The organism is Streptomyces sp. NPDC111656, from assembly GCF_055656965.1.
Window position 1 is genome coordinate 372572 of the sequence record NZ_JBVKCA010000002.1, and the last position, 13404, is coordinate 385975.

At 71.1% G+C, this 13404-nt stretch carries 9 protein-coding genes; 4 read left to right on the top strand and 5 right to left on the bottom strand.

Annotated elements, in window-relative coordinates; all coding sequences use genetic code 11:
* Window positions 1–131: 131 nt before the first annotated feature.
* From ACZ7M3_RS07215 to ACZ7M3_RS07225, 3 genes are all read right to left on the bottom strand, one after another.
* Window positions 132–1385 (bottom strand): glycosyltransferase, encoded by a 1254-nt coding sequence (locus ACZ7M3_RS07215; RefSeq protein ID WP_450431974.1) that lies wholly within the window; start codon window positions 1383–1385, stop codon window positions 132–134.
* Window positions 1386–1587: 202 nt separating this feature from the next.
* The gene (locus tag ACZ7M3_RS07220; RefSeq protein WP_472061438.1) at window positions 1588–3618 is read right to left on the bottom strand and encodes a thioredoxin domain-containing protein; all 2031 of its coding nucleotides are present in this window, start codon (window positions 3616–3618) and stop codon (window positions 1588–1590) included.
* Window positions 3619–3681: 63 nt separating this feature from the next.
* On the bottom strand, window positions 3682–4992 hold the full coding sequence (locus ACZ7M3_RS07225; RefSeq protein WP_472061440.1) for a recombinase family protein: 1311 nt from the start codon (window positions 4990–4992) through the stop codon (window positions 3682–3684).
* Between the two features lie 156 nt (window positions 4993–5148).
* Here ACZ7M3_RS07225 and ACZ7M3_RS07230 point away from each other — a divergent pair, with 156 nt between their 5' ends.
* Genes ACZ7M3_RS07230 through ACZ7M3_RS07240 form a run of 3 tightly spaced genes read left to right on the top strand, consistent with a single transcriptional unit; the run spans window position 5149 to window position 11464 of the window.
* Window positions 5149–8349 carry a hypothetical protein gene (locus tag ACZ7M3_RS07230; RefSeq protein ID WP_472061442.1) on the top strand — a complete coding sequence of 1067 codons (3201 nt, stop codon included), beginning with the start codon at window positions 5149–5151 and terminating at the stop codon, window positions 8347–8349.
* 35 nt (window positions 8350–8384) lie between these two features.
* On the top strand, window positions 8385–10157 hold the full coding sequence (locus ACZ7M3_RS07235; RefSeq protein ID WP_472061444.1) for a hypothetical protein: 1773 nt from the start codon (window positions 8385–8387) through the stop codon (window positions 10155–10157).
* A gap of 5 nt (window positions 10158–10162) precedes the next feature.
* The gene (locus tag ACZ7M3_RS07240) at window positions 10163–11464 is read left to right on the top strand and encodes a hypothetical protein (RefSeq protein WP_472061446.1); all 1302 of its coding nucleotides are present in this window, start codon (window positions 10163–10165) and stop codon (window positions 11462–11464) included.
* Between the two features lie 111 nt (window positions 11465–11575).
* Here the strand turns inward: ACZ7M3_RS07240 and ACZ7M3_RS07245 are convergent, their stop codons facing one another.
* A complete protein-coding gene (locus tag ACZ7M3_RS07245) occupies window positions 11576–11842 on the bottom strand; it encodes a hypothetical protein (protein ID WP_472061448.1) in 267 nt (88 codons plus the stop codon).
* Window position 11843: 1 nt separating this feature from the next.
* On the bottom strand, window positions 11844–12704 hold the full coding sequence (mca, locus tag ACZ7M3_RS07250) for a mycothiol conjugate amidase Mca (protein ID WP_067369239.1): 861 nt from the start codon (window positions 12702–12704) through the stop codon (window positions 11844–11846).
* Between the two features lie 159 nt (window positions 12705–12863).
* On the opposite strand from mca, the gene ACZ7M3_RS07255 reads away from it, so the two are divergent.
* The gene (locus ACZ7M3_RS07255; RefSeq protein WP_472061449.1) at window positions 12864–13265 is read left to right on the top strand and encodes a DUF4307 domain-containing protein; all 402 of its coding nucleotides are present in this window, start codon (window positions 12864–12866) and stop codon (window positions 13263–13265) included.
* Window positions 13266–13404: the final 139 nt, after the last annotated feature.

Consider the following 13404-nt stretch of genomic DNA (forward strand, 5'->3'; position numbering starts at 1 on the left):
TCGGTACGTTCGGGATGTTCGGGCCCAAGGACCGCGGCACCAAGGCCTGCGGCACCGGGGCATGCGGAACCAAGGCGTACGGAACCAAGGCCTGCCCGCCGGCGGGGACGCCCGGCGGGTGGCCTCAGGTCCTAGTGGGTCGCTTCGGCCTCGGTGAGGTGTGCGCCGACATGACTGGTCAACTCCCAGTCGTTGCGGCCCCTTTGCTCACGCCATACGGCACGGACGGCCGCGCCGGCGAGGAGCACCTGATAGAAGGGGCCACCGACCACGAGCTTCAGGTAGTGGACGAACCGGACGCGCAGCCCGTACTGCTTGCCGAAGTCGTGCAGTCCGACGAGCTCGAAGACGAAGGTGACCAGGGCGGTCACGGCCGGCAGGAAGGTGATGAACGCGATCCCGACGGGCACGTCGAGAAAGAGCGCGATGGCCACGTTGAGCGGGATGACCACCCCGGAGACGGCCTGCAGATACGGCGTCATCAGCGTGTAGCGGGCGAGCAACCGCTGTCCGAAGCCGGGCAGTTGCTTCCAGTCCTTCTTGCGGTAGACCTGCAGGAAGCCCTGGTTCCACCGGGTGCGCTGCTTCATCAGCGACACCAGGCTGCCCGGGGTCTCCTCCCGGGTCACCATGTCGGAGTCGTAGGCGACGACGACCTTCTTGCCGACGCTGGAGAGCCGTACCCCCAGGTCGCAGTCCTCGGCGAGGCACTCGGGGTCCCAGCCGTCCGCTTCCCGCAGTACGTCCGTCCGTACGAAGACGGTGTTGCCGCCGAGCGGGATGAAACCTTTTTGCGCATGCAGGTGCAGCCGCGAGCGGAACCAGAAGAAGTACTCCAGGCAGTTGCGCAGGCTGTACCAGTTGGAGTGGAAGTTGATGAGCTGGACCCCGCCCTGGACGACGTCCGCACCCGTCGTGCGGAACGCGTGGTCGACATGGGCGAGCAGCTCCGGGTGGACCTGGTCCTCGGCGTCGAAGACCCCGACGACGTCGCCGCGGCAGTGCGGCAGCGCCGTGTTCATGGCCTTCGGCTTGTTCTTCTTCTCGTGGTGGTCGACGACGACCCGCACCCGCCCGTCGCGGGCCTCGGCCCGCCGGGCGACCTCGGTGGTCTCCGGATCGTCGTGCCCGACGATGACGATGATCTCGAAGTCGGTGTGGCTCGATTCCAGCAGTCGCTGGATGGTGTGGTCGAGCACGGCCTGTTCGTGGCGGGCCGGCAGCAGCAGCGAGAACGCCAGCCGGTCATCGCCGTCCGGTCTGCTGAACCGGGTGGACGCGAGCACCTCGGGCGTGCGCCACGCGTGCATCTGCCACCAGAGAGTGAACGCCGCCATCCAGAACAGGGCCAGCGAAATGGCAGCAATAAAGACAGACGTGAGCAACAGATCCCCCCAGATCCCAAAACCCCCATTCGCGACGATGTGTCACATCCGCCGCGTCACGATGCAAAGACTATGGGCGATCTGTGAAGCGCACAGGCTGATCTGGTGAAGAGCGTGTTTCATCACAGTCGGATCATTTGCTGAACAATTCGAACACCGGTCGCGTTTCAGCCAGTTGATGAGCAGTCCGATGATGTGTATTTCAGCTGCTCAGAGCCGTTCGAAGCCGTTCGGGATCGGTCGTCGGAGCGTCACAAGTGAAGTTACGGCAGACATACGCGGCGGGTTCGCCCTGCACGAGGGGGCGGTCGGCGAGGAGCGGCAACTCGTCACTCTCCGGAGTGCCCACGGCGACCACGGCGCCCGGCGCGGTACCGAGCAGCGCCGTCCGGTGCAGGGCTTTTGTCAGGGGATGCCCCTCCGGCCCCACGACCGCGACCTCACGCGGCCCGTCGAGCAGCGCCTCCGCCACCGCGAGCCCCCAGCCGATGAAACGGGGAGCGCGCGGACCGAGCGCCTTCACGACGCCCAACGCCCTTTCGGCGGCGGTCCGATGGGGCTCGGCGCCGGTCAGAGCGGCATAGCTCAGCAGGGCACCGGCCGCCGCGCTCCAGCCGGAGGGCGTGGCGTTGTCGGTGGGGTCCTGGGGGCGGCGGATGAGCCGCTCGGCGTCGGCCGCGGTGTCGTACAGCGCGCCGGACTCGGGATCGGTGAACTGCGCGATCACCTGATCCAGCAGGAACCCGGCGAATTCCAGCCACACCCCTTCCCCGGTGACGGAGGCCAGCGCGAGGAACCCCTCGGCGACGTCCGCGTAGTCCTCCAACACCCCCGCGTTGGCCCCGGCCCGCCCGTCCTTGCTGGTACGGGACAGTCGCGCCCGGTCGTCCATGTGCACCCGCACGAGGAGATCCGCGGCGGCGATCGCGGCGTCCACGAGGTCGGGGCGGTCGAAGTAGGCGCCGGTCTCCGCGAGGGCGGCGACGGCGAGCCCGTTCCAGGCAGCGACGATCTTGTCGTCGCGTCCGGGAGCGGGCCGCTCGGCCCGCGCGGCGAGCAGCCGACGCCGCACGTCGGCCACCTTCTCCGCGTCGAACAACTCGTCCTGCTGGGGCAGTTGCAGCACGGAGGAGCCCTCTTCGAAGGTCCCCTCCTCCGTCACCCCGAAGTACCGGGCGGCGAGTTCGCCGTCCTCCGCGCCGAGAACCTCGCGGAGCTGCCGCGGGGTCCACACGTAGTACGCACCCTCGACGTGCTTCCCCGTGCCGTCGTCGCTGTCGGCGTCGAGCGCGGAGGCGAACCCGCCTTCGTTCGTGCGGAGTTCGCCCACCATGAAGTCGGCGGTCTCCAGGGCGACGCGACGGGCGAGCTCGGAGCCGGTGGTGCGCCAGAGATGCGCATAGACCCTGCACAAAAGTGCATTATCGTACAGCATCTTCTCGAAATGGGGCACAATCCACTCGCGATCCACGGAGTACCGCGCGAACCCCCCACCCAACTGGTCGTAGATCCCGCCCCGCGCCATCCGCTCACAGGTGTCCTGCGCCATCTGGAGCGCGCCCTCGGAACCGGTCCGCGCGTGGTGCCGCAGCAGGAACTCGATCACCATGGACGGCGGGAACTTGGGCGCACCCCCGAAGCCGCCGCGCGAGGCGTCGTACTCCCGGGTGAGCCCGAGCAGCGCCCCGGCCAGGTCCTCCTCGCCGGGCACCTCGCCGCTCCCGAAACTCATCTCCCGCTCGGCGAGATCCCGCACGATCTTCCCCGCGACCTCGGCGACCTCGCCCCGGCGATCGGTCCAGGCCGCGTGCACTCCCTCCAGCACCTGCCGGAACGACGGCATCCCGTGCCGAGGCGCGGGCGGAAAGTACGTCCCGAAATAGAAGGGCTCCGCATCCGGCGTGAGAAACACGGTCATGGGCCACCCGCCCTGCCCCGTGGCCGCCTGCACGGCCTCCATGTAGACGGCGTCGACGTCGGGCCGCTCCTCACGGTCGACCTTGATGTTCACAAAGTGAGCATTCATATACAACGCGACTTGTTCGTCTTCGAAACTTTCCCGTGCAAGGACATGACACCAATGACAAGACGAATAGCCGACGCTGAGCAGCACGGGCACACCCCGCTTACGGGCCTCCTCGAAGGCCTCGGCCGACCAGGGCCACCAGTCGACGGGGTTGTCGGCGTGCTGGAGCAGGTAGGGGGACGTCTCGTGGGCCAGTCGGTTCGGCATGTCATCCATCCTGCCTGACGGGGTCCATCCAGTCGTGGGGCCGCCCGACCCTCGGACGGTCGCTCACGCCGAGGCCACCCGATCCGCGCAACGCCACACGGGCTCAATCCGCGAGTAGTCCCACGAATGATCTCCCTTCACACCAGGTCGGACGAGGCAGCGCGTGAAAGCCGACGCGATGATCTCTCGTTTCTCTTCGAGGCCCAGCTCACCGGACTGCCAGCGGTGCCGCACGGCCGCCGACAACCGCACGTCCCCTCTCACCCCGGAGAAAAGCTGTCGTTCAAGGATCTCGTCGGCCAGCGGCCCGCTGATGCTGCATCGCCTACAACTGCGACAGGAGTACACGTAGGGGCTCCTCTTGCTTCTGCCCTTCTGGGCACACAGCGCGCCGCCACAGGCCGTGCCGTCCGGTAGGTCCGCCCCACACCGAAGGAAGCCGCTGGCGAGGTGCCGGGGAGCGGTCCCCCTCCCCGTGAGTCTCGGAGTACCGCTGCCCCTGTGCAGGTAGAGGCTGCCGGGCGAAAACGTCGCGCACACCGCCTGCCACTGGTTCGGCACGACGATGGGTTCCCACCTGCCGAGGACCGGCTGCCCCGTCTCCGGGACCAGCAGCAGCTCGCCTCTGTTGGCCCGAAAGCCGCACACCCTGGGTGCGGTCATGATCTGTGTGACGGTCTGGGCGTTGGGCCTACCGCCACGGGTGCCTTCCACCCCCAGTCCGCACCACTCACGCGCGATGGCCCGAACCGCCTTCCCTCCGATGCGGTCGGTGATCGCCTGCCGGACGAGCTTCGCCTCCTCGAAATGCAGGGTGATCCTGTCCTCCTGCCAGCCGAAGGGACGCGGCCCGCTGTGCGGCACACCCTCGACAGCGCGGGCCCAGTGCCAGTCCGACAGCCGCCGACTCCTTACGCGCGTCTCCGCCACCGCGACCTCCAGTGATCGCACAGCTTGCGCCAGGCCATCTTGCGAGTACGGATCTCGCACACCCTGCGGGTCGACGTAAACGCGTCCTGGCTGACCCGTCAGCGCGGCATAGAACCTGACGAGGTCCTCCGCACGGCGGTAGAGACGGTCGTCCGCGACGCAGATCACCCCTTCGATCGGCTGTCCGGTGTCGGTTTGCCCCCGCGTCAGGTCCGCGATCAGGCGATCGAATCCCGGCCTCACCACCCCGGCCTTGGAGGCGCTACGACCGTTGTCGCTGTACGTGGCAACCACCGCGCATCCGTATTCGTACGCGGTCCGTTCGTTGATCCGTAGCTGGTGACGGACCCCGTGCCCGTCGCGCGGCCGGGCGTCCTGCGATGTACGCGCGTAGGACGCGACGGGGATCAAACCCGCCGACTCGTGCACAGCACGGTGGTTCACGACACTCCCCGTTCGACCAATAGCCCGACAGTCACAAGAACGAGCGAGTGATCTCAAAGTCACCGAACCAGCCTCGTGATCGTCGCCCCCTCGCGCTCACGCCCCACACCAAGGACACTTGAGCGCAAGCGAGTTGCCGCCGGAGGGGGACGTGACATGCGGGAAGGCCATCGGGCGGAGGCCGAGCGGCTGTTGACCCGGGCCGTGGAGGAAGAGGTACGGCGCTCGGGCGGGCGGAGCGACGGGGCCGTGTTGCTGTCACGGGCCCGGCCCGCGCTCGACACCATGGCGGAGGCCGCCGCCGAGGAGTACGGGGCGTACACCCGGGCGCTGGACGAGGCGGAGGCCGGCCGGCTGACGTTCGGACAGCGGTACGCCCGGGAGGGCGCCGGAACTCCCCTGCTGGTGGCGGTGGTTGCCGCCGTCGCGGCCTGCGCGGCCGACCTGGCGCTGGGCACGGACGCCGCGGCGGCCGTCGGCGCGGGGGCGACCGTCGCCGTGGTGGGCGCGGCGACCACCGTGCTCAAGGTGACGGCCTCGCACGTACCGGCCGCGAGCCGCCGGGCGGGAGCCCTGGGTCAGCCGGGCGGCCCCGAGCAGTTGCGGCTCCAGTGGCTGACGGCGCTGGAGGTACGGGGCATCCGGCCCTTCCTCGATCAGCAGCGGGTGCTCAACGCCTCCGCGGGGGCCAAGCAGGGTGCGCCCCAGCTGCGGCGCACCGACAAGAGTGCCGCCGCCCGCAGACGCAACGTACTGGAGCAGTCGTTCGGTCAGCTTCCCGAGCCGGCCGGCCCGTTCACGGGGCGCCGGACCGAGCTGAACCGGGTGGCGCAGTGGGTGCACGCGGCCCGCGCCAGCACCGAGACGAAGCCGACCGTCGTCGTCCTGCACGGCGCCCCCGGATCGGGCCGCAGCACCCTCGCGATCCGGGCGGCACACAGCCTAAGGGACCAGTTCCGCGGCGCGTGCGTGGTGGACCTGCGCGGCGACAGCACCGACGAGCCGCCCCTCACCACCCGCGACGCCATGCTCCACCTCCTCAACCGGCTCGGCGCACCCCGCGAGCAGCTCCTCTTCCGTGAGAGTTCCTCGCAGGACCAGCAGGTCAGACGCCTCGGCGAGCTGTACCACCAGCATCTGACGGGCCTGCCCGTCACGATCGTCCTCGACGACGCGAGCGACGCCGAGCAGGTCCGCGCCCTGGTCCCCGAGCGCTCGGACAGCCTGGTCCTGGTCACGGCCCGCAAACCGCTCGACCTGCCCGCCGACCTCCCCGCCTGGGTGCACCAGCTCCCGGTCGACGCCCTGGACGCGGCGGGCGCCGAGGAACTGCTGAACGCGGCGGCGCAGGAGAAGCCGGACCCGTACGACGCCGAGGCCTCCGACCGGGTACGGGAGCTGTGCGGCAGCCTCCCCCTCGCCCTGCGCGTCGCGGGTTCCTCCCTCGGCCCGCGCACCCCGCGCCAACTGGCCTCCGACCTCGGCGCGTACGGCCCCGTGGAGCCGGTCGAGCGGGTGCTGTGGCTGCGCTACACCGACCAGACCGACACCGCGAGGCGTCTGCTGCGCCGGCTGGCGCTGGCCGGGCGGGCCTCGCTCGGCGCCGCCGCCGCTGCCTCCCTGCTGGCGACGGACGAACAGGAGGCCACCCGCCACCTCACCGCGCTCGCGCAGGCGGGCCTCATCGACCACGTCCGCGGCAGCCGCTACCGGCTGCACGACCTCGTCCGGGGCTTCGCCCAGGCACGGCTGCTCGACGAGGAGGAGCCGTCCGAGCGGACGGCGGCCCAGGAGCGCCTGATCGTGAACTACGCGGAGCTGGCCGACTCGGTGATCCGCCTGGTCGACGGCAAGACGTCGACGCGGGCGGATCAGTTCGGGCCGCACGGCTTCACCTCCCTCGACGCGGCCCTGCGCTGGCTGGACGACGAGTCGAGCTTCATCACGGCCGCCCTGCGCCACGCGGAAGACGTGAACCAAGCGGCCGTACTGAACCTCCTCGGCGCCCTGTGCGACTACTGCCTGCTGCGCGGCGACCTCTACCGCCTGGGCGAGATCAGCGAGTTGACGCAGGCCGTCGACCAGGGCCTGCTGGTGCGCTCGGTGCAGTGGCGCACCGGTATCGCGGCCCGCCAGCTCGGCGAGCTGGACAAGGCCCACACCACCCTGTCGTCCGTGGTGAACCTCTACTTCGAGGCGCACCACGACGCGGGCGCGGCCCGGGCCCTGGGCTCCCTCGGCATCACGCTCCACCACCAGGGCGACCTCACCGAGGCGGCCGCCAAGCTCCAGGAGGCCATGGACCTGCAGGCCTCCCCCGAGCTGGCGACGGACCGCGCGTGGACGATGCACGCGCTGGCCGCCGTGGAGCGCGACCGGGGCCATCTCGCCCTCGCCCTGAACCTGCTCACCGAGGCCCTGGTCCTGCACCGCGCGGGCGAGTCCGTGCACGGCGAGGCGTGGGCCCACTTCCAGCTCGGCCAGCTGGGCCTGCGGATGGGCGACGTTCCGCGCGCGGAACGGGAGTTGCGTGACGCGCTCGACCTGTACGGCCGTACGCGCGACGCCCGCGGCGAGGCCTGGGCCCTGACCCAGCTGGCCCGCGCCCGCCTCGTCGACGGCGACCCGTCCACCGCGGCCGAGGGCCTGCGCCAGGCGGCCTCCCGGCACCGGGAGAACGAGGACGCGCGCGGCGAGGCATGGACGATCTACTACCTGGGCCAGTCCCTGGAGGAGACCGGCAACCTGGACCAGGCGGTCCGTGAACTGGAACGCTCCCGCACGATGTTCTCGCGGATGCGGGACGTGTACGGGCTCGCCTGCGCCCGCCACCACTCGGCGCGCGTCACCCGTGACCAACGGGCCGCCCAGACCGGCTCCCTGCGCAACTCGGGCTTCGCCCGCCAGCTCCTGGTGGACGCGCGCGCCGACTTCCAGCGCATCGGCGTGGCCCACGGCGAGGCGTGGACCTGCCTGGAGCTGGCGGTGGTCGACGCCGGAAACGCCCGTACGCCGGGGGCCCTCGCCCTGTGCGACGAGGCGGCCGGCCTGTTCGCCTCGTACGGGGACCGGCGCGGCGAGGACTGGGCCAGGTTCCTGAGGTGCACCCTTCTGCCGTACGGCTCTCCGGGCGGCCTCGAAGTGGGCAGCGCCGTCGCCCAGGAGGAACTGGCGCAGCTCTCCCGCACCGGCCACCCGCTCCGCGACGGAAAGCTCGACGACTACGTGGAGGCCTACCAACTCTTGCTGGAACGGGGGGTCGACCTGGACGCGGGATGGCAGGCTTGGCGCCTGGGAATGGTGCCGAGCCGACACGCCCGGGAGGTCATGGGGGTGGCGGTGACCGCGGCGCGCTAGCGCGGTGGGGATGTTCGGGTACGAGGGGGACTTCGGTGTCGTTCGTCGGGCGCACGCGCGAACTCGCCGCGGCGCGGCGGGAGTTGGAGACCAGACGGCTCCTGGTGGTGAGCGGCGCACCCGACTCGGACCGGTCCGCGTTTCTCGACGCGGTGGCACGAGAGGTCGCGGACGAGGGGGGACTTCCGGTGTACCGCTTTCGGGTGGCGGACGCCGGGGAGCGGTCGGGGGAGGCCGGGCGGGCGCCGGGCGAGGCGGCGGACACGGTCGTCGAGGCCTGCCGGGGCGTGTTGGCCGTACGTCCCTGCGTCGTGGTGGTGGACGGAGTCCCCGGGGGGACGGCGGACGGAGTCCCCGCAGGGGCGGCGGACGGGTCGCTTCTCGCCGAGTTGATCGGCGCCTTCGCCGGGTCGCGGTCCCTCCTTCTGGTGGGCTCGACGGCCGCCCGGGAGGACGCCGCCGCCCTCTCCTCCGACTGGTGCGCCGACGGCTGGGCGCTGCTCGCCCGGGCCGCCGTCCACTGCGACCGGGGTGATCCGCGCGCGGCCGGACCGCTGCTGAGGCGGGCCGTGGAGGCCCACCAGGTCGCGGGCGACCGGCGCGGCGAGGCGTGGGCGGTCTTCCTGTACGGGCGGATGTGCCGATTACGCGGCCGGGCCGAGGACGCGCGGAGGCTGCTGCACGCCGCGCGGGAGACGTTCCGGGCGGTCGGTGAGACGTCGGGCGAGGCGTGGGCGGCCGGCGAACTCGCGCGGCTGGCCACGCGGTCGGGCTCCCCGGACCCGGACGCCCTCGCCGAGGCGCGTGGGCTGCACGAGCGCGCGGGCGACCGGCGCGGCGCCGCGTGGGCGCACCTGTGGTGGACCGTGGCACGGGCGGACGAGCCCGGCTTTCCCTGGCAGGAGGAGTTCGCGAGCGTCCAGGGCCGCTTCCATGAGGTCTCCGACCGGCTCGGGACGGCATGGACACTGCACCACCACGCACTGACCCTGGCCCGTACGGACGGGACGGACGGCGTGGACGGGACGGGCGGGACGGACGAGCGCCGGCGCGAGGCCGACCGGCTGTTCGAGGGGGCCTTGGCGCTCTTCGAAGCGGCGGACTGCCCGCACGGGCGGGCCTGGACCATGCTCGAGTACGCGCTCCGCTCCCCCGCCCACCGCTTCCTGAACGGCGAGTGGGCGGCCGAGATCCGCCATGTGTTCCACGGGATCGGCGACGAGGCGGGCGAGGCCTGGGTGGACCTCGCCGAAGCCGGACCGTCCCCGGGCGGCGAGCCGCCGTACGAACTGGCCTGCCGCTACCCCACCGCCCTGCTGGACACGCTCGGGTGGACCGAGGCCGGCGAACCGCTGATCCCGCGCGCCGCCCGCGACACCCAGCCCGAACCGCGTCCCGGCTTCCCACGCCCGGGGGACCGCGGCCGGTCCGACGACTCCCGGGCCCACGTCCGGCTGACCCTGCTCGACGACGTACCCGTCCCGGACGTGCCCGCCCGTATCGCCCTCGAAGTCGTGCCCGGGCCCGGGCACCCGTGGTCCACCGCCCCGCTCCCCCCGCTCACGGCCCGCGCGACCTCCCTCGGCCACGCGGAGCTCCACCCCGCACACGGCGTCCCCGCCGACGGGGCGGAGTTCCGCTTCACCCCGCACCGCCCCGGCTCGCACCGGCTGCGTTTCACCGTCGAGGACCCCGCCACCGGGACCGTCCTGCAGCAGGTCGAGGCCGAGATCGACGTCGTCCCGTCCGATCCGGGGCCGCACCGGCCCATCGCGCCCGCACCCCGTACGTCCGCGCGGAGGGCCTGAGCCCGATGGCCCGCGAACTTCTCAGCCAGGTCGTCCAGGACCCCAGCCGCGGCTTCACCCGCCGCCCGGCCGCCACCGTGCGTCACCCGGACCTGGTCCTCGCCCTCGACGCCCACGCCGACGACCACATCCGGGCCCGGATGTACGGCCCGGCCGCGCCCCCGTCCGCTACCGAGCACGCGCTGAGGCTGAACGTGAAGCCGGCCGCCGTCACCGCCGCCGCGGCGCATCTGCGGGCGCTGTGGAAACGGGAACTGGTCGACTTCCAGCCCGTCGACGAGCACGGGATCCCGGTCGGGGGCCGCCCCCACTTCCCGTACGCCACCTGCCCGGATCTCACCGCCGAGCCCCGGCAGGAACTGCGCGGAATCCTCGACGAGCTCGCCCGCCAGGGCTCCCACCTGCTGTACGGGGAACTGCTCGGCGACGGCGGTCGGGGCACCCGGCGCTTCGGTGAGATCCTGACCGACGCGCTGAGCCGCGAGGAGCCGTTGCGCTTCCGCGTCGACTCCGACCTGTTCCTGCCCTGGCCGATGCTCGCGCTGCCCGAGAACATCGCGCACGGGCCCGGCGGCGAGGCCTTCCGCCGTTTTCTCGGCTACCGGCACCAGATCGAGCAGACCGGCGGTCACCACCCGCGCTTCCCGGTCCCCGCCGGCGACGAGCACGACGCCCCGCCGCCGCCCTTGTCGCCGGTGGTGAGCCTGAATCACGACAAGGGCATCGACCCGCAGGGCGTCACCCGGGCCGCCGAGGTCGAAAGCGCCCTCGCCACCGGCACCGTCCGCGTCGAACGCGCCCTGCGCGACGAACTGCTGCGCGCCCTGCGCTGCGGCGGGCTCGACGAGCAGCTGATGTACTTCTGGTGCCACGGGCACTTCAGACCCGTCGCCGACGACAGCGCCCCGCTGTTCGTCCTTCGGCTGAGCGACGGCAAGGACATCGACGTCCCTGCGGTCCTCGCCGAGCGCGGCCTCGCCGACCCCCTGCTCGCGCAGCGCCCCTTGGTGTTCCTCAACGCCGGTTACGCCGGGCTGCCCGCCACCGCCGAGCCGGCACGCCTGGGCGGCGCGCTCATCGAGGCGGGCGCGGGCGGGGTGCTGGGGCCGCAGATCGAGATGCCGCAGCTGTTCGCCGCCGAGTACGCGCATGCGTACGTCACTCGCTATCTCGGCGGCCGGGAGACCGCGGGCGAGATCGTCCACGGGCTCGCCCGGTACTTCGCCGACGCGTGGAGCAATCCGCTCGGCCTCGCGTACGCCCTGCAGTGCGGCATGGACAACAGGCTGGAGCGGGCCACGGGATGACCGCGCCGACGGCCGCCCCTGCGTACGGAGGGACCCCTTCGTACGAGAGGGCGGTGCCGAGGGTGAGGGTGCGCACTCCGGCCACCCGCGGCCGGAGTCCGCACATCAGGCTCAGCCCTTCGCGGGCGAGGCCTTCCCTCCGGGACCGGCACCGGAGCCGCTCCCCTTGCCGGAGGCCGCGGTGCCCTTCCCGGGCTTCTCCGGGTCCTCCTCGAAGGTGACCTTCCCCATGTGCCGGTTCATGGACTTCATCAGCCCCCACACCGCCAGGGCCAACGCCGCGAAGACGATGAAACCGAGGACGCCGGGGGTGACCTTGTTCTCGTCGACCTCCTTGGCGAGGGGAACGAGGTGCGTCAGTGCCAGGCTTGCGCTCATATCAGGCATTGTCGCGGATGCCCGCGAAGAGGTCGTCCTCGGGGAGGGAAGTGTCGACCAGAGAGGTGGCGAGCTCGTACTCCTCGGTCGGCCAGACCTCCTTCTGGATCTCCATCGGGACCTTGAACCAGCCACCGTCGGGGTCGATCTGCGTGGCGTGCGCGATCAGTGCCTTGTCACGGATCTCGAAGAAGTCCGCGCACGGCACGTGCGTGGTCAGCGTGCGCTCGGTGCGCTCGAACTCGCTCCACCGCTTCAGCCAGTCCCCGTACGGCGACTCCAGACCGCGCTCAAGGAGGGCGCTGTGCAATGCCTCGGTCCTCGGGCGGTTGAAGCCCTGGTTGTAGTAGAGCTTCTGCGGCTGGAACGCCGGGCCGTACTCGGACTCCGGGTACTTCTCGGTGTCCGTCGCCCCCTCGAACGCCACCATCGAGATCTTGTGGGTCATGATGTGGTCGGGGTGCGGATAACCACCGTTCTCGTCGTACGTGGTGATCACCTGCGGACGGAACGAGCGGATCTGCCTGACCAGCTCTCCGGCCGCCTTGTCCACATCCTCGAGCGCGAAGCAGCCCTCGGGGAGCGGCGGCAGCGGGTCACCCTCCGGAAGGCCGGAGTCCACGAATCCGAGCCACTCCTGCTTGATGCCGAGGATCTCGCGGGCCTCGTCCATCTCCTTCTTGCGTACCTCGTGGATGTGCTCCTCGATGTACTGGTCGCCCTGGAGCTTCGGGTTGAGGATGGAGCCGCGCTCCCCGCCCGTGCAGGTCACGACCAGCACGTCCACCCCCTCGGACACGTACTTCGCCATGGTGGCCGCGCCCTTGCTCGACTCGTCGTCGGGGTGGGCGTGCACGGCCATCAGTCGCAGCTGGTCAGTCAAGACTCGATCCTCAGTAAGTCGGCCGGTGAGGCCAGTCGGCAAGTCGGCGCCCGGCGTGTTTCGGCGTCATGGGCGGCTTCTATAGTGACGGAATCGGGGGACGAATAATTCCGGGACCCCGTCCCCGAGAGGACGATCATGAGCACGGCGAGCACACAGCTGCCCGAGGGCCGGTACGGCCGCTCCGAGGACGCGCGCGCGGACCGGAAACTCAAGGTCATCGGCAGTGTGCTGGGCGTGGCCCTGCTCGCCCTGATGGGCTGGTTCGCCTACTACTACGTCTTCTCGAACAAGATCAGCGGTGAGGTGATCACCTTCAAGGCCGTCTCGGACAACGCGGTCGAGGTGCACCTGGAGGTGCGCAAGGACGCGAGCGCCCACGGCTACTGCACGCTGCGCTCGCAGGCCGACGACGGCAGCGAGGTGGGCCGCGCGGACTTCCGCTTCGACCAGGACTCCTCCCGTATCGACAAGGTCGTCACGCTCCGTACCACCTCCCGCGGCGGCACGGCGGAGCTGCTCGGCTGCCACGCCGACTGACACCACCCTCCGCGGTCCCCCCTGCACCGCTCGCCGCCTCCGGCATCGCCCGTGGCACCTACGCGCTGACCTGCGTTGACGTAATTCTGATGTCTTATGTCCTCCCCCTTCTGCCCGGGAATTGTTAGGCTCGTGGTTT